Here is a 16,861-nt window from a genome sequence, read left to right on the forward strand (position 1 = left end):
GCGGGGGTTCCGTCCGTCCCACCCGGCACGGCATCATCAAAAACGGAACGCGCAGCGGGTGGCAAACACCCCGGCACCGGCGGTGGGTCAAGGATGTCTCCCACCGCATGGCGCTTATCGCCTCTCATGGGAGTCACGCCGACATGAAGAAGTTGCTGTCCTCGCTCATCGTCGCCGCATCGCTGGTCGCCGGGCCGGCGATGGCCGCCGATCCGGTTCCGACCCCGGATGCCGTCAAGACGCTGAAGGCCGACGCCACCAAAAAGAAATACACCATCGCCACCGTGGTGAAGGTCGACGGCATCGCCTGGTTCGACCGCATGCGCGACGGCGTGAAGCAGTTCGCCAGCGACACCGGCCACGACACCTGGATGGTGGGACCGAGCCAGGCCGACGCGGCGGCTCAGGTCCAGCTGGTCGAGAACCTGATCGCCCAGGGCGTCGACGCCATCGCCATCGTCCCCTTCTCCGTCGAGGCGGTGGAGCCGGTGCTGAAGAAGGCGCGCGACCGCGGCATCGTGGTGATCGCGCATGAGGCTTCGAACATCCAGAACGCCGACTATGTGCTGGAGGCCTTCGACAACTTCGCCTACGGCGCCAAGCTGATGGAAGTGCTGGGCAAGGCGATGGGCGGCGAGGGCAAGTATGTCTGCACCGTCGGCAGCCTGACCTCGAAGTCGCAGAACGAGTGGATCGACGGCGCCGTCGCCTATCAGAAGGAACATTTCCCGAAGATGCAGATGGTGACCAACCGTCTGGAGACTTATGACGATGCCAACACCGACTACAACAAGCTGAAGGAAGTGCTGACCACCTATCCGGACCTGAAGGGCATCGTCGGCGGTCCGATGCCGACCTCGGCCGGAGCCGGCCGTCTGGTGGCGGAACGCGGGCTGAAGAACAAGCTGTTCTTCTCCGGCACCGGTCTGGTGTCGGTGGCCGGCCAGTACCTGACCCAGGGCGACATCCAGTACATCCAGTTCTGGGATCCGGCGGTCGCCGGCTATGCCATGAACATGCTGGCGGTGATGGCGCTGGACGGCAAGAAGGACCAGATCAAGGCCGGCCTGAACCTCGGCCTGCCGGGCTACACCGCCCTGACCACGCCGCAGGGGGCCAAGGCCAACCTGCTGTACGGCCAGGGCTGGGTCGGCGTCACCAAGGAGAACATGGGCTCCTACGACTTCTGACGACCCAAGGGCGGGCGCCGGCGGCCGGGAACGGCTTGCCGGCGCCCCGCGTCTTCATCCATTCCTCGAACCGCCGGGCGGAAGACATGTCGGACGGTTTCATCGAACTCCGGAACATCCGGAAGGTGTTTGCCGGCGTCGTGGCGCTGGACGCCATGTCGCTGGTCATCAAGCCCGGCGAGATCCATTGCCTGGCCGGCGAGAACGGGTCGGGCAAATCCACCGTCATCAAGATCATGTCCGGCGTCTACCGGCCGGACGGCGGCGAAATCCTGATCGACGGCAAGCCGATCGCGGCGATGACGCCGATCGAGGCCATCGCCCACGGCGTCCAGGTCATCTACCAGGATTTCTCCCTGTTCGGAAACCTGACCGTCGCCGAGAATCTGGCGATGAACGTCCATCTCGGCGAGAAGCGGCGGCTGATGAACTGGCGGCGCACCCGCGCCATCGCTCGCGAGGCGGTCGACCGGCTGGGTGTGGAGTTGGACCTCGACGCCGAGGTCGCATCGCTGCCGACCGCCGGCAAGCAGCTGGTCGCCATCGCCCGCGCGCTGATGTCGGATGCCCGCCTGATCATCATGGACGAGCCGACCACGGCCTTGACCCGCAAGGAGGTCGAGACGCTGTTCCGCATCGTCCGCGACATCCAGGCGCGCGGCATCGCCATCCTGTTCGTCAGCCACAAGATGCGCGAGATGCTGGAGATCAGCGAACGCATCACCGTGATCCGCAACGGCCGCAAGGTGGCGGAGGGGCCGACCGGCGACTTCGACGAGGCGCTGATCACCCGCCACATGACCGGCGGCGACATCCTCAACCAACCCTATGCCTGGACCCCGCCACCCGGCCCGCCGCCGGTGCCGAGGCTGGAGATCCGCGGCCTGACCGTGCCCGGCAAATGCGAGGAACTGAGCCTCGCCATCCGGCCGGGCGAGATCGTCGGGCTGTCGGGCCTGCTCGGTTCCGGTCGCACCGATCTGGCCCTGGCGCTGTTCGGCATGGTGCCGCGCTATGAAGGCGAAATCCTGATCGACGGCGCGCCGGTGAGGCTGCGCACGACCCAGGAAGCCATCGCCGCCGGCATCGCCTATGTGCCGGAGGACCGGTTGAGCGAAGGGCTGTTCCTGCCGCAGAGCATCAAGCGCAACATGCTCGCCACCTCCTACGAGCGGCTGGCGCCCAAGCTGGTGATCGACCGCAGCCAAGCGGAGGAGATGACGCAGGGCATGGTCCGTGCCATGCAGATCGCCACTCCCACCGCCGAGAAGCCGGTGATGCAGCTGTCGGGCGGAAACCAGCAGCGCGTGGTGCTGGCCCGCTGGCTGCTGACCGACGCCCGCGTGCTGATCCTGAACGGCCCGACGGTCGGCGTCGATGTCGGGTCGAAGGCGGAAATCCATGCCAAGATCCGGGAGCTGGCGCAGCATCACGGCCTCGCCGTCCTGATGATCTCCGACGACGTGCTGGAGCTGGTGCAGAACTGCAACCGCATCGTGCTGATGCATCGCGGGCGCTTCATCGAGGATCTGCCCGCCGCCGCCGTCACCGAAGAGACGGTCAGCGACCGGCTCAAGACCTTTACCTGAGGGAGGAACCGATGGCCCTGCTCCGCCGGTCGGAAACGGTCATCGCGGGCATCCTGCTGCTCGCCATGGTCCTCATCGGCACGATCAACCCCGCCTTCTGGCAGCTCGACAATTTGTTCAGCCTGATGCGCAGCAACGTGATCATCGGCATCATGGCGATGGGCGTTCTGCTGGTGCTGATCTCCGGCGGCATCGACGTGTCGTTCCCGGCCTTCGCCGTCGCCGCCATGTATCTGACGATCAAGGGCATGCTGGCTCTGGGCTACAACGGCGTCGTGCTGCCGCTGCTGGCCGCCACCCTGATGGGGCTGGCGTTCGGCGCGGTGAACGGCTTCTTCGTCTACAAGTTCCGCATGATCCCGCTGATCGTGACGCTGGGCACCAGCGCCATGGTGCGCGGCTTCCTGCTGGGCGTCGTCGGCACCAGCATGATCAACATCAACAAGATGCCGACCGCGCTGATCGACTTCGCCCGTACCGACGTGGTCAGCGTCACCAAGGCCGACGGCACCACCTACGGCCTGACGGCGATGGTGCTGATCTATCTCGGGCTGGCGCTCGCCATGCATCTGGTGCTGCGCTACACCATGATCGGCCGCAGCGCCTACGCGCTGGGCGGCGATCCGGAGGCGGCGCGCCGCGCCGGCTTCGATTTGCGCAAGACCATCTTCTTCATCTACTGCGTCGCCGGCGCGCTCGCCGGTTTCGCCGGGCTGCTGCACAGCGGCATGATCTGGCTGGCCAACCCGCGCGACTTCGTCGGTCTGGAGCTGGACGTGATCGCCGCGGTGGTGCTGGGCGGGGCGTCGATCTTCGGCGGGCGGGGCAGCGTGCTCGGCACCATGCTCGGCGTCTTCATGCTGGTGATGGTCAAGAACAGCCTGATCATCATGCGCGTGGACACCACCTGGCAGCTCGTCGTCGTGGGTCTGATCGTCATCGCCGCGACCGCCCTGTCGGCGTGGCGCGACCGCCGCCGGGCGGCCTGAGGAGGCGGGAACATGAAGGCACAAATGAACATCCGCAGCCTGATCAACCGCGACAACAACATCGTCCAGCTGCTGGTGATGACGGTGCTGATCTTCGCCGTGATGACGGCGCTCAGCCCGGACAAGTTCCTGCGCTACTATAACTTCGAATCGATCACCTACATCTTCCCCGAACTGGGTCTGCTCTCCATCGCGATGATGATCGCCATGCTGACCGGCGGCATCGACCTGTCGGTGGTGGGGGTCGCCAATTTGTCGGGCATCCTGGCCGGCGTGCTGTTCCACAAGATGGCGGGGGCCGCCGGCATCGCCGACGCCGGCATCCTGACCGTCCTGCTCGGCGGGGTGATCGCGCTCGGCACCGGGCTGGTCGCCGGGACGGTCAACGGGCTGCTGATCACACGGCTCGGCATCACGCCGATCCTGGCGACGCTGGGGACGGGGCAGGTCTTCACCGGGCTCGCCATCGTGTTGACCGGCGGGCCGGCCATCGTCGGCTTCCCCACCGCTTGGGCCTTCCTCGGCAACGGCAAGATCCTGGGGCTGGCGACGCCCTTCGTGCTGTTCGCGGTGATCGCCGCGCTGATCGCCTTCGTGCTGAGCCGCACCGCGCTCGGCATCAACCTGATGCTGATCGGCACCAACCCGAAGGCGGCGCTGTTCGCCGGGCTGAAGCGGGAGCGGATGGTGCTGTACAGCTACATGCTGACCGGCGTTCTGGCCTCGGTCGCCGGCATCATCCTGTCGGGGCGGACCAACGCGGCGAAGTCGGATTACGGCACCTCGTACCTGTTGCAGGCGGTGCTGATCGCCGTGCTGGGCGGCACCAACCCGGCGGGCGGGCGCGGGACGGTGCTGGGCATCACCATCGCGGTGGCGGCGCTGATGCTGCTGTCTAGCGGCTTCCAGATCCTGCGCTTTTCCAACCATCTGATCGATTTCATCTGGGGCGCGTTCCTTCTGCTGGTCATCGCCATCAACGCCTACAAGAACCGCACCCGCTAACCGGTTTCCAGGCCAGCTTCCGATAGGGAGGAAATCCCATGAGCGTCCGAACCGCAATCCATTTCCGCAAAAGCTTCTTCGGCGAGGCCGAGCGCCCGGTCGCCGAGGCGCACGGCATGACCGCCAGCCTGTTCCGCTACGACAGCGGGATCGAGGCGGTGCGGCTGTCCAATCGGCGCGGGCATCTGGTGCTGCTGCCCTATTACGGCCAGATGGTGTGGGACGCCGTGTTCGACGGCGTCGACCTGACCATGTCGAACATGTTCGACATGCCACGTCCGGCGACAGAGATCGTCGGCACCTATGGCTGCTTCGCCTTCCATTCCGGGCTGCTGCGCAACGGCTGCCCCGGCCCGCAGGACAGCCATCTTCTGCATGGCGAGATGCCCTGCGCGCCGATGGATTCCGCCGGGCTGGAGGTGGGGGAGGATGACGAAGGCCCCTACATGGCCGTCACCGGCCGGCGCGAGTATGTGATGGGTTTCGGCGCTCATTACGTCGCCCGCCCGCGGGTGGTGCTTCGCCCCGGCTCCGCCCTGTTCGACATCGGCATGGCGGTGGAGAACCTGTCGGGTGCGGCGATGGATCTGATGTACATGTGCCACGTCAACTTCGCTTTTGCCGAGGGCGCCCGCATCGTCCAGCCCACCCCCTTCACCCCGGAGGCGACGGCGGTCCGCACTGTGGTGCCGGCCCATGTGCCGCGCAGCCCGGCCTATGACGCGCTGCTGTCCGACCTCGCCCGCGATCCGGCGGTGATGGAGGTGCTGGACGAACCTGAGCGCTACGACCCCGAACAGGTCTTCTACATCCGCGGCCTGCGCACCGACGAGGAGGGCGGCACCGCGGTGATGATGCGGCGGCGGGAGGGCGACGCCTTCCACATCGCCTACAGCACGCGGGAGTTCCCCAAGACGGTGCGCTGGGTGCTGGTCAACAGCGACCAGAAGGTCTGCGCCTTCGCCCTGCCCTCCACCTGCGAGCCGGAGGGCTACAAGGCGGAGAGCGCCAAGGGCAATGTCCAGACGCTGGCGGGCGGCGAGACCCGGCGCTTTTCGGTGCGGCTGGGCTATCTGACCGCCGACGAGGCCGAAGCCGAGGAATGCGCCATCCGGGCGCTGTGAGTCAGGGCGTAGTGACAAGGAGATACCGAAGATGGGCAAGATCGCCGTGGTCGGCAGCAACATGGTAGACCTGATCACCTACACCGCCCGCATGCCCGGCCCCGGCGAGACCATCGAGGCACCGCGCTTCGAGATGGGCTGCGGCGGCAAGGGCGCCAACCAGGCCATTGCCGCCGCCCGGCTGGGGGCCGAGGTGATGATGGTCACCAAGGTCGGCGACGACATCTTCGCCGACAACACCATCCGCAACTTCGAGGCGTCGGGCATCGACACCCGCCATGTCGAGCGGGTGCCCGGCACCTCCAGCGGCGTCGCCCCCATCTTCGTCGAGCCGTCGGGCGAGAACAGCATCCTGATCATCAAGGGCGCCAACGCCCTGCTGTCGCCGGCCGACATCGACCGCGCGGCGGAGGATCTGAAGGGCTGCGACCTGATCGTCATGCAGTTGGAAGTCCCGCTGGAGACGATCTACCACACCATCGAATTCGGCGCCCGCCACGGCATCGAGACCCTGCTGAACCCGGCCCCGGCGCCCACAGATCTGGATCCCAAGCGGATCGAGCAGGTCACCTTCCTGGTGCCGAACCAGACCGAGCTGGCGACCATCTCCGGACTGCCGGTGACTTCGGAGGCGGAGGCCGAGACGGCGGCGCAGTCGCTGATCGGGCGCGGCATCCGCACGGTGATCGTCACGCTGGGCGCCCGCGGTGCCTTGCTGGTGACGAAGGGCGAGAAGACCCGGCGGATCGAGCCGGTGCGGGTGACGCCGGTCGACACCACCGGCGCCGGCGATGCCTTCATCGGCAGCTTCGCCCGCTATTATGTCGAGAACCGCGATTTGGACGCGGCGCTGCACAAGGCGGTGCGCTATGCCGCCGACAGCATCACCCGGCCGGGCACCCAGAAATCCTACGCCAGCCGCGAGGCGTTCGAGGCCTTCTGCGCCAGCCTGTAAGCACCGGACGGAGAATACGCCATGACACGCGCCGTGATCGGGGTGGATGTGGGGACCGGCAGCGCTCGCGCCGGCATCTTCGACCTTGCCGGCCGCCGGCTGGCCGCCGCCGCCCGTCCGATCCGGATGTGGAAGCCCGATCCGGAGTGGGCGGAGCAGTCCTCCGACGACATCTGGGCCGCCGTCTGCGCCGCGGTGCAGGAGGCGCTGGAGGCTTGCGCCGAGAGGCCGGAGGTGGTCGGCATCGGCTTCGACGCCACCTGTTCGCTGGTGGTGCTGGACGCCGCCGGGCGGCCGGTGACGGTCGATCCGGAGGGCGACGATGCCCGCAACGTCATCGTCTGGATGGACCACCGCGCCATCGACCAGACCGACCGCATCAATGCCGGCGGTCACGAGGTGCTGCGCTATGTCGGCGGCCGGCTGTCGCCGGAGATGCAAACGCCCAAGCTGCTGTGGCTAAAGGAGACGCTGCCGGCAAGCTGGAGCCGGGCCGCCCATTTTTTCGATCTGCCGGACTTCCTGACCTGGCGGGCGACCGGATCGGCGCGGCGGTCGCTGTGCTCACTGGTGTGCAAATGGACCTATCTGGGGCATGAGGGACGGTGGGACGACGGCTACCTCCGCGCCATCGGGCTGGGCGATCTGGTCGACGAGGGGCATGCCCGCATCGGCACCGAGGTCGGCGAGGTCGGCAGCGCCGTCGCCCGCGGGCTGAGCGCCGAGGCGGCGCGCGAGCTTGGGCTGACGCCGGGCATCGCGGTCGGCACCTCGATGATCGACGCCCATGCCGGCGGGATCGGGGTGATCGGGGTTCCGCTGGAGGCATCGACCGATGTCGATTTCGACCGGCGGCTGGCGCTGATCGGCGGCACGTCGAGCTGCCATATGGTGATGAGCCCCGGCGCCGCGCGCTTCATTCCCGGCGTCTGGGGTCCCTACCATTCGGCCATGCTGCCGGGGCTGTGGCTGAACGAGGGCGGGCAGTCGGCGACCGGCGCCTTGATCGACCATGTGGTGCAGGGCCATCCCCGCCATGCCGACCTCGCCGCCGAGGCGCAGCGGCGCGGCGTCACGGTCTACCAGCTGCTGAACGAGGAGCTGGCGGATCTTGCCGGGCGCAGCGGCGGGCCGGTGGCGATGCTGACCCGCGACCTGCATGTGCTGCCCGACTTCCACGGCAACCGCTCGCCGCGGGCCGATGCCGGTTTGCGCGGTGCCATCGCCGGGCTCCGGCTGTCGGACGGGCTGGAGGATCTGGCGCTGCTCTATCTGGCGACGGTGCAGGCGGTGGCCTATGGCACCCGGCACATCGTCGCGGCGATGAACGGGCGCGGCTATGCCATCGACACCATCCTCGCCTGCGGCGGCGGCACCAAGAACCCGGTGTTCCTGGAGGCCCATGCCGACGCCACCGGCTGCACCCTGGTCCTGCCGGAGGAGCCGGAGGCGGTGCTGCTGGGGGCCGCCGTGCTGGGCGCGGTGGCGGGCGGTGCCTTCCCCGACATCGCCGCCGGCATGGCCGGGATGAGCCGCGCCGGCCGCCGCATCACGCCGGCCGCGGGGCCGCTGCGGGCCTATCACGACGCCAAATACGCCGTGTTCCTGCGCATGCACGAGGACCAGATGGCCTATCGCGCTCTGATGGAGCAAGCCGGCTAGAGCCGCCTCACATCACGCAGTCGCGCACCTCTTCCCGCTCCACCGGCGCCTTGGGTTTCTCGGCCTTCTGCTTCTCGTGTTTCTCGCACAGGTCGCCCGGCAGTTCCTCGCCCTGGAGCAGCGGGCAGCGCTCGAACAGCTCGGCCAGCCAGTCGACGAACACCCGCACCTTCGGCGACAGGTGGCGGTTGTGCGGGTAGACGGCGGAGATCGGCATCCGCGGCGGCCGCCAGTCCGACAGGACCTCGCGCAGGGCGCCGCTGCGCAGGTGCGGCAGCACCATGAAGCGGGCGGGTTGCAGGATGCCCTGCCCTTCCAGCCCGCAGGTGACATAGGCGTCGGCGTCGTTGACGGAGATGACGCCCTTCATGGTGATCTCCTGCACCTCGCCGTCGCGCTGGAAGCACAGCTCCATGTTCCGGCCGGTGCGGTTGCTGAAGTAATTCACCGCGATGTGGCGCTCCAGATCCTCGATGGACCTGGGCACGCCATGCTCGGCGAGATAGGCCGGGCTGGCGCAGGTGATCTGCTGGACGGCACCGATGCGTCGCGCCAGCAGGCTGGAATCGGCCAGCTCGCCGACGCGGACGACGCAGTCCACCCCCTCCTGGATCAGGTCGACGGCGCGGTCGCCCAGCCCCAGCATCAGGTCGATGTCGGGATATTTTTCGTGGAACTCGTGGATCGAGGGGATGATCACCAGCCGGCCGATGGAGCCCGGCATGTCCACCCGCAAGCGGCCGCGCGGCGTCTTGCGCGCGGTGGTGAAGGTGGATTCGATCTCGTCGATTTCCGACAGGATGCGGCTGGCGCCCTCCAGATAGGCGGCACCGTCCAGCGTCAGGCTGAGCTTGCGCGTGGTGCGCTGAAGCAGGCGAACGCCCAGCGCCGCCTCCAGGTTCTGGATGGTCGTCGTCACCGAGGCGCGCGGCAGTCCCAGCGTTTCCGCCGCCTTCGAGAAGCTGTTCGCTTCGACCACCCGGATGAAGACGCGCATCGCATGCAGCTTGTCCATACGGACCCCGTCCTTTCAATCGCGGCTCCCGCAAGTTGGGAGAGTGTCCGCCGAACACTGGCGAATAGCAACCGGGCGGGCGCGGATCAAGGGGGGTGGCGGGTGTACCGCGGCGGGATGGAACGGCGTGGAACGCTTTCCCGCCGATGTTCCATCTACCGCCGCCCGGAAAACGGGCCGGCACCGCGGCGGGGCACCGGGCCGGGGTTGAGGTTCGGGTAGTCCTCGTACTGGTTGACGGTCCAGGGGAAAACGCCCTTCGGCCCCGCCGCCTCCGGCTGGGCGACGACGGCGGCGACCATGGCCGGGCTGGGCGGGCAGCGCTCGCGAATGGCGCCGGGGACGTCGTCGTCGAGTTCGGGGACGGTGACGGCGGGCGGGTCTTCCGGGCGGGGCGCCCGCGGCCTGTCTTCCGGCCTCGCCTCCGGTGCCACCTCCCAACTGTCCCGCGCGGCGGTGCGGGCGGTCCCGAGACCGGGGATGAGTCCGAGCCGCTCGGCCAGCCAGCGGACGGTGGCGGGGTCGCCGGAGGTGACCAGCCGCTCGATCTGCTCGGCCACCAGCACCCGCAGCGAGGACAGGCGCAGTTCCGCCTCGCGGTTCAGCGCCTGCCGCTCCCACCACACTCTGTGACGGAAATCCTTGGAGCCGTAATAGGCCCGCCACAGCGTCGTCCGGCTGCACCCCATGGCGCGCGAGACCTGGAGGAAGCTGTTGCCGCGGGCCAGCATGCCGGCGGCCATGATCCATTGCTCTTCATGGAACTGCGAACCGGGGACCAGCGCGCCTTCGGACGGGGTTGGCGGCTCTTCGGCCCAACGGGGGAAATTGTCGTCGGTGAAGCTGCGGGGATCGAGAGGCATGGCAGGGCTCCGCAAGTGGGTGGACCAAATGCGGAAAGGGTATGGGACTTTAGTCCTTGAATGGAGAGTTTTTGTGAAAACCGGGGGCGCTGCAAGGGGACGGTGCGCCGCCGCCGTCACCGGCAAGTGCCGGGAGAGCGGCGGCGCAGGAGGTTCGCCGTCAGCGGGGCGCCGTCAGTGGAGCGTCGCGCCGTCCGGCTGGGCGGCGGTGCGGGAGACCTCGCGCGCCCGGCCGATGCCGAGCAGCTGGTAGAGGCCGAGCGCGGCGATGGTGGCGGTGCCGATGCCGCCGATGGAGAAGCCGCCGGCGGTGACGGTGAAGTTGCCGGCGCCGAGCACCAGCGTCACGCCGACGGTGATGAGGTTGCGCGGATCGGAGAAATCGACGCGGTTGTCGACCCACAGCCGCACCATCGCCGCGGCGATCAGGCCGAAGACGACGGTCGCCAGCCCACCCAGCACCGGGGCCGGGATGGTCCGCAGCAGGGCGCCGAACTTCGGCGAGAAGCCCAGCAGGATGGCGGCGACGGCGGCGACGACGAAGATCAGGGTGGAGAAGACACGGGTGACCGCCATCACGCCCATGTTCTCGACATAGGTGGTGACGCCAGTGCCGCCGCCGCTGCCCGAAACGATGGTGGCGATGCCGTCGCCGATGAAGCCGCGGCCGATGAAGCGGTCGAGGTTGCGCCCGGTCATCGCGCCGATGGCCTTGATGTGGCCGAGATTCTCGGCGACGAGGATGAAGGCGATGGGGGCGACCAGCGCCATGGCGCCGGCATCGAAGGTCGGCGTGCGGAAGGCCGGCATGCCGAACCAGGGGGCGGCGTCCAGCTCGGCGAAGCTGACCGGCGGCAGCAGGCCCATGCCGTTGGCCAGCACGAGATAGAAGACATAACCGGCGGCGATGCCGACGAGGATCGACACCCGGCGGATGGCGAGCGGGGCATAGACCGCGATGACGGCGGTGGCGAGCAGCGTGAACAGGGCGACGAGGATGTGCGGACCGCTGCCCTCGATGCCCTTGACCGCGACCGGCGACAGGTTGAGGCCGATGGCGGCACCGACCGCACCGGTGACCGCCGGCGGCATCAGCCGCTCGATCCAGTTGGTGCTGGTGTAGCTCACCAGCAGGCCGATCAGGACATAGACGACACCGGCGGCGATGATGCCGCCGAGCGCCGGCCCGATGTTCGGGTTGGGTCCCTGGCCGCTGTAGCCGGTCACCGCGATCACCACGGCGATGAAGGAAAAGGAGGATCCCAGATAGCTCGGCACCCGCCCGGCGGTGAGCACGAGGAACAGCAGGGTGCCGATGCCGGAGAACAGCACCGCGAGGTTCGGATCGAACCCCATCAGCAACGGCCCGAGGATGGTCGAGCCGGACATGGCGACGAGATGCTGGACGCCGAGCGTCAGGGTCGAGCCCCAGGGAAGGCGCTCGTCCGGCTGGACGACGGGGCCGGTCGCAAGCGGCCAGCGCGGGAAGAAATCTGCCATAGAGGGTCTGTCCGAAGAGGGGTGGAACGGCAATGGTGCCGGGAGATGATTGGTCGCCCGCTTTTTGGCGCCCGCGCGGGCGTTGCGCCACATTTTTGTGCGGAATTGGCGTGGGGAGCGGCAAAGATGCTCAGGCTCACGGGAGGGTTGATCCAATGGTGTGCGCCAGACGAACCTTAACGTATGTAGAAAAAATGGTTCTCTTGGTTCTATCCCGTAGGATTGGGTACCATGACAGCGCCTCAAGGAAGGGTGAAAAGATGGTGGATGTGATTGAAACCGAAAGGTTAACTCTTCGCCCCCGAACTGAAGCTGATCTAGAAGCCAACTTGATGATGGATCTCGATCCTGAGGTGCATCGTTATATCTTCAGTTTCGCGCCAGACCCTGCAGAGCACAGGGCGGAGATCCTATATCGGATTGTATCGGGTTGGCCTCAGGCAGGCGGTCTATGGGTTGTCGAATGGCGCGACCGCCCAGGATTTCTTGGTTGGTGCGCATTGTTTCCCTTTGACAATAATGATCAACTGGAGATGGGTTATCGCCTTGTTCCGCAAGCTTGGAGGCAGGGGATCGCTACTGAAGCAGGGCAAGCAATCCTAAATTATGGATTCAACCGACTAAAGCTCGATACGGTCATTGCCGTCGCTCACCCGAACAACACTCGATCACAGAACGTACTTAAAAAGCTTGGCTTTTGCACCACCGGAGATGTCACCTATCATGGCCAAACGGTAACATCATTCCTTTTAACTCGTACGAATTTCAAAATGCCGACAGGGGCTTCAAGTACTGATTGATAGGCTTAATTTCCACATATCAATTTTATTAGCCCACGTTTGACGCTCGTTTAGCTTTATTGACGCTGGCGATGACGCGGTCAGAAGAGGCTGTGCAAACGAAACGCTTGGCTGTCCTATCGTGCTCCTTGATGAAGCCGTGGATGGCAGCCTGGAAATCGACGATGTCTCGAAAGCTGCCCCGGCGCAGGCGTTTGCGGGTCAGATTGGCGAAAGATGATCCGGACGCAGGGATCTCGTCCATCTAGGGTCGTCAAAGGTGCATTCGACGGAATATTCCACCCCCAATGGCGGCATGGCCGTTTTCGCAATCACATTCCTGACCGGGTGCGCCAGTAGCGCCGCCTTGAAGGCTGCGACATTGTCATGGTTGAAGCCGCAAGCCATGAAGAACTTGGCCTTCGGGGTGATCGGGTACCAGCAGGTAATGGGTGATCTTCTTGAGGTCCAACGTCGCCTTGCCGACGTCAGGCACGTGCATGTCGACTGGCGTCCGGCATAATGGTGGCGACAGTGTGGAAGGGCTTCGCAAACTCCACCTCATAGACCGCACCACCCCGGTCCACGCCAACCAAGGTCCCTATCGACCCGGCAGGAAGCACGCCCACGATATGAGCCGTCTTCGGCACCCTTATACATGGGCACGCCGCCCGCTCAGGCGCCCGGACATGCGCAGTCCGTCACGAGCGTTCTTGACCAGAAAGGCGATCTGCACCGCGCCCACGGCCAGTTCAATGGCCTGGATCAGGAAGAACAGGGCGTCCGCCTCGTTGGCCGTGGCCTTGAAGTTCAGGAACAGCGCCGCCGGAATCATAACCAGCACACCGTTCGCGGCCAGGATCTTCATCCGTATGGTCTTGGCCGCCACCAGCCCGCCGCCGCGTCCCTTGGACAGCACGGCTCCGGTCACGCCCGTCACCGCCATGGCGGGGACCAGGACGAACAGCCCGTTGACGATGGCGCCCTTGACGACGACCACCGCTGGCCAGCCCAGGAAGCCCTCAGCCACCGCAGTCGAGATCCAGAAGGAGAGCAGGGTCAGAAGTGCCAGGGAGCCGGCAGCGGCGTGTAGTCGTTTCAGCATCGGATCCTCGCCGGGTTTGGGGATAGGGCCGCGCTACCCGGCCCACGGTTGGGCGACATGGGAACCTCCGGCGCCGCGCTATTGACAACCGGTTACCATTATGGAAACTGGTTGTCAACATTATTTTGACAGCCGGTTGTCAATCGTGCTTATCTGGAGTTCCTTATCGTCCGACCAGAGGAAGCGATGACCCGTTCGAAGGAGAAGCTGGTGGCCGACCTCATGGTGTTGGTGTTCCGTCTCAACGGACGCCTGCTGGAGAAAGGCGACCGGTTGGTTGAGGGAATGAACCTGACCAGTGCCCGGTGGCAAGTGTTGGGGGCGCTGAGCTTGGCTGGTCAGCCGCTGACCGCACCACAAATCGCCGACGCCATGGGGATCACCCGCCAAGGGGCGCAGAAGCAACTGAACCTGCTGATGGAAGAGAGATTGCTGGAACGGCGCCCCAATCCGTCCCATGAGCGCTCCCCGCTTTACGTCCTGACGGACGCAGGTGCGCGCGCCTTCTCGGAGGCCGACCGGCTATGCGACCTGTGGGCTGCCGACCTGGGGCAGGTGTTCTCCGAGGAGGCGTTGCACACCACCGGGACCGTGCTTGCCGAACTGTTGGCCCGCCTGGACCGCCCCCTGCCAATCCCAAATCGGGAATTTGGGCAGCACGTGTCCTGTTAGCCGCCGGTCCCGGTTTTCGTCAGAGAGCGGGTTTTCTGGAATCTTCCTGATCGCCGTCAGGCAAAGGCTCTTTGACAACATCTCCCGTCTCGGTATCAATGATCAACACTTCGCTATAAATGCCTTCTTGGCGGAGTTCGTTGGCCTTCTTGAGCGCACCTTCGAGAGTGTCCCGCTTCAGGCCCATAACGCCAACTTGAGAACTCCCCGTGATGTGATAGCGCATTCCCGCTTCCTCCATCGTTATGCTTTCCGTTGAGCATATAGGAACGTGCAGCCGGATGCGAACGCCCTTCGCGCCGGGATGGCACCCCGCCCGAATAGCCCATTTCCAGCGAACACCCCACGCCACCCCGCCCCGATTGTTCGTCCCGGCTGAATTCTGTTCCCAGCCGCAGCGGCTTTATCCCACCCGGTCGCTTGCACATTATCCCTCTTGCCGCATTGCAGGAGGGGCGCTGGTCGCCGGATCGGAATGGAACGTTCACGCACGTCACTGATGGTGGAAGGCCGCAAGGTTCCGCTGTGCCTGTTCAGGCCCGCGGTTGCCGGGCCGCTGCCCGGACTGCTGTATTTCCATGGCGGCGGCTTCACCTCCGGCTCCGTCGAGGAGGTGGAGATCACGGCGACGGCGCTGGCGGAGAGCATCCCGGCGCTGGTGGTGGCGGTCGGCTATGCGCTGGCCCCCGCCAATCCCTTTCCTGCCGCCATCGAGGATGCCCATGCCGCAGCGGTGTGGCTGGCCGAACGGGCCGGACCGCTGGGCGTCGCCGGCCACGATGCCGGCGGGCATGTCGCGGTGTCGCTCACCCTGCTCGCCCGCGACCGCGGCGGGCCGGAAATCGCAGCGCAGGCGCTGTTCGGACCGATGCTCGATCCCAGCCTGACGCGGGTCGGGGACGGTGAGGGCAGCGTGACCGACTGCGCGCGCTGTTACCGCGCCTATCTGCCGGAGGCGGCGCTGCGGCTGCATCCCTATGCCGCACCGCTGGAATCGCGCCGGCTCGGCCGGCTGCCGCCGATCCTGATCGCCACGGCGCAGAACGACGTGCTGCGGCCGGAGGCGGAAAGCTATGCCGCCCGGCTGATCGACGCCGGGGTGCCGACCGAGGTCACCCGCTTCGCCGGGGTCAGCCATGCCGGCCTCGCCCACCACCCGCCGGCGCTGGCCGCCGCAGCCGATTTCTTCCGGCGCCGCCTGACCGGCGCCCATTCCCATCCTTCGAGCCACAGGTAAACGTCATGTCCCGCAAAACACTTTCCCTTCTGATCGCGGCCGGTGTTTCCGTGGCGGCGCTGACCGGCGCCGTCACCCTGCGAAGCCCGGCCGAAGCGCAAACGGCATCGCCCGCCCCGCCGCCAGCCGAGGTGGATGTCGCCACCGTGCTGGCCCGTCCGGTGACGGACTGGCAGTCCTATTCCGGCCGGCTGGAGGCGGTCGACCGCGTCGACATCCGGCCGCAGGTGCCGGGATCCATCGTCGCCGTGCATTTCCGCAACGGCGCCCTGGTGAAACAGGGCGATGTGCTGTTCACCATCGACCCCCGCCCCTATGAGGCGGAGGTGGCGCGGGCCGAGGCGCAGGTCGCCGCGGCGCAGGCGCGGGTGCGCTTCACCGTCGCCGACCTCGACCGCGCGCAGAAGCTGGTGCGCGACGACACCATCTCGCGCAGCACCATGGACCAGCGCGACAACGCCGCCCGCGAGGCGACCGCCAATCTGAAAGCGGCGCAGGCGGCGCTGGACATCGCGCGGCTCAATCTCGGCTACACGCGGGTGACGGCGCCGGTGTCGGGCCGGGTGTCGCGGGCGGAACGGACGGTCGGCAATGTGGTGGCCGCCGGGGCGGCGGCGGAGCCGCTGACCACGCTGGTGTCGGAATCGCCGATCTACGCCTCCTTCGACGTCGATGAGCAGACCTATCTGCGCCACATCGCGCCGATGCGCGATTCAGGGACGATCCCGGTCCGGCTCGGCCTCGCCAACGAGGAGGATTACTCGCGGTCGGGCATGGTCGAGCATGTCGACAACCGGCTGGACAGCGTGTCCGGCACCATCCGCGTGCGCGCCCGCTTCGACAATGGCGACGGCACGCTGGTGCCGGGGCTGTATGCGCGGGTGAAGGTGGGGGGCACCAAGCCCTATGACGCGCTGCTGGTCGACGACCGCGCCATCGGCACCGACCAGGACAAGAAGTTCGTCCTGGTGGTGACGCCGGAGAACAAGGTGGAATACCGGCCGGTGAAGCTCGGCGCCTTGCAGAACGGGCTGCGCGTGGTGACGGCGGGGCTGTCCGCCGGCGAGCAGGTGGTGGTCAACGGCATGCAGCACGCCCGGCCGGGCATGGCGGTGACGCCGAAGACGGTCGCCATGGGGATGGAGAAGACCCAGACGGCGGCCCGCTAAGACACGA

The 16,861-nt window shown here is 66.7% G+C and carries 17 protein-coding genes; 11 read left to right on the top strand and 6 right to left on the bottom strand.

The features are described from left to right. Positions 1-143 precede the first annotated feature (143 nt). From ABNQ38_RS02705 to ABNQ38_RS02735, 7 genes are all read left to right on the top strand, one after another. The gene (locus ABNQ38_RS02705) at positions 144-1,190 is read left to right on the top strand and encodes an autoinducer 2 ABC transporter substrate-binding protein (protein ID WP_377805566.1); all 1,047 of its coding nucleotides are present in this window, start codon (positions 144-146) and stop codon (positions 1,188-1,190) included. Between the two features lie 86 nt (positions 1,191-1,276). Next, positions 1,277-2,779 carry a sugar ABC transporter ATP-binding protein gene (locus ABNQ38_RS02710; protein ID WP_377805567.1) on the top strand — a complete coding sequence of 501 codons (1,503 nt, stop codon included), beginning with the start codon at positions 1,277-1,279 and terminating at the stop codon, positions 2,777-2,779. Between the two features lie 11 nt (positions 2,780-2,790). Further along, a complete protein-coding gene (locus ABNQ38_RS02715; protein WP_012977088.1) occupies positions 2,791-3,768 on the top strand; it encodes an ABC transporter permease in 978 nt (325 codons plus the stop codon). Between the two features lie 12 nt (positions 3,769-3,780). Continuing rightward, positions 3,781-4,773: an ABC transporter permease gene (locus tag ABNQ38_RS02720; RefSeq protein WP_377805568.1), complete on the top strand. Its 993-nt coding sequence runs from the start codon at positions 3,781-3,783 to the stop codon at positions 4,771-4,773. Between the two features lie 38 nt (positions 4,774-4,811). Further along, complete coding sequence (locus ABNQ38_RS02725) at positions 4,812-5,897, top strand: aldose 1-epimerase family protein (RefSeq protein ID WP_377805569.1); 1,086 nt, start codon at positions 4,812-4,814, stop codon at positions 5,895-5,897. Between the two features lie 31 nt (positions 5,898-5,928). Beyond that, positions 5,929-6,852, top strand: a complete 924-nt coding sequence (gene rbsK / locus ABNQ38_RS02730; protein ID WP_377805570.1) for a ribokinase — start codon at positions 5,929-5,931, stop codon at positions 6,850-6,852. 21 nt (positions 6,853-6,873) lie between these two features. Further along, the gene (locus ABNQ38_RS02735) at positions 6,874-8,514 is read left to right on the top strand and encodes an FGGY-family carbohydrate kinase (RefSeq protein ID WP_377805571.1); all 1,641 of its coding nucleotides are present in this window, start codon (positions 6,874-6,876) and stop codon (positions 8,512-8,514) included. 7 nt (positions 8,515-8,521) lie between these two features. Here the strand turns inward: ABNQ38_RS02735 and ABNQ38_RS02740 are convergent, their stop codons facing one another. The 3 genes from ABNQ38_RS02740 to ABNQ38_RS02750 form a co-directional block, all read right to left on the bottom strand. Continuing rightward, positions 8,522-9,529 carry a LysR substrate-binding domain-containing protein gene (locus tag ABNQ38_RS02740; RefSeq protein ID WP_377805572.1) on the bottom strand — a complete coding sequence of 336 codons (1,008 nt, stop codon included), beginning with the start codon at positions 9,527-9,529 and terminating at the stop codon, positions 8,522-8,524. A gap of 155 nt (positions 9,530-9,684) precedes the next feature. Beyond that, positions 9,685-10,392 carry a hypothetical protein gene (locus ABNQ38_RS02745; RefSeq protein WP_377805573.1) on the bottom strand — a complete coding sequence of 236 codons (708 nt, stop codon included), beginning with the start codon at positions 10,390-10,392 and terminating at the stop codon, positions 9,685-9,687. Positions 10,393-10,566: 174 nt separating this feature from the next. Beyond that, positions 10,567-11,892, bottom strand: coding sequence for a solute carrier family 23 protein (locus tag ABNQ38_RS02750; RefSeq protein WP_377805574.1), 1,326 nt, complete (start codon positions 11,890-11,892; stop codon positions 10,567-10,569). 260 nt (positions 11,893-12,152) lie between these two features. Between ABNQ38_RS02750 and ABNQ38_RS02755 the strand changes: the two genes are divergently transcribed. Then, positions 12,153-12,692: a GNAT family N-acetyltransferase gene (locus ABNQ38_RS02755; protein WP_377805575.1), complete on the top strand. Its 540-nt coding sequence runs from the start codon at positions 12,153-12,155 to the stop codon at positions 12,690-12,692. Between the two features lie 28 nt (positions 12,693-12,720). On the opposite strand, the gene ABNQ38_RS02760 is transcribed toward ABNQ38_RS02755, so the two are convergent. Together ABNQ38_RS02760 and ABNQ38_RS02765 are read right to left on the bottom strand one after the other, a co-directional pair. Then, positions 12,721-12,936: a hypothetical protein gene (locus ABNQ38_RS02760; RefSeq protein WP_377805576.1), complete on the bottom strand. Its 216-nt coding sequence runs from the start codon at positions 12,934-12,936 to the stop codon at positions 12,721-12,723. Positions 12,937-13,323: 387 nt separating this feature from the next. Further along, positions 13,324-13,776, bottom strand: coding sequence for a hypothetical protein (locus ABNQ38_RS02765; RefSeq protein WP_377805577.1), 453 nt, complete (start codon positions 13,774-13,776; stop codon positions 13,324-13,326). 186 nt (positions 13,777-13,962) lie between these two features. Between ABNQ38_RS02765 and ABNQ38_RS02770 the strand changes: the two genes are divergently transcribed. Then, positions 13,963-14,448 (top strand): MarR family winged helix-turn-helix transcriptional regulator, encoded by a 486-nt coding sequence (locus ABNQ38_RS02770; protein WP_377805578.1) that lies wholly within the window; start codon positions 13,963-13,965, stop codon positions 14,446-14,448. Positions 14,449-14,467: 19 nt separating this feature from the next. Here ABNQ38_RS02770 and ABNQ38_RS02775 read toward each other — a convergent pair whose 3' ends face one another. Continuing rightward, the gene (locus tag ABNQ38_RS02775) at positions 14,468-14,674 is read right to left on the bottom strand and encodes a hypothetical protein (protein ID WP_377805579.1); all 207 of its coding nucleotides are present in this window, start codon (positions 14,672-14,674) and stop codon (positions 14,468-14,470) included. A 249-nt stretch (positions 14,675-14,923) separates the two neighbouring features. Here ABNQ38_RS02775 and ABNQ38_RS02780 point away from each other — a divergent pair, with 249 nt between their 5' ends. Further along, a complete protein-coding gene (locus ABNQ38_RS02780) occupies positions 14,924-15,685 on the top strand; it encodes an alpha/beta hydrolase (RefSeq protein ID WP_377805580.1) in 762 nt (253 codons plus the stop codon). A gap of 5 nt (positions 15,686-15,690) precedes the next feature. Continuing rightward, positions 15,691-16,854 (top strand): efflux RND transporter periplasmic adaptor subunit, encoded by a 1,164-nt coding sequence (locus tag ABNQ38_RS02785; protein ID WP_377805581.1) that lies wholly within the window; start codon positions 15,691-15,693, stop codon positions 16,852-16,854. Positions 16,855-16,861 lie beyond the last annotated feature (7 nt).

Origin of the sequence: Azospirillum sp. A29 (genome assembly GCF_042604625.1) — a bacterium.
Lineage (GTDB): Bacteria > Pseudomonadota > Alphaproteobacteria > Azospirillales > Azospirillaceae > Azospirillum > Azospirillum palustre.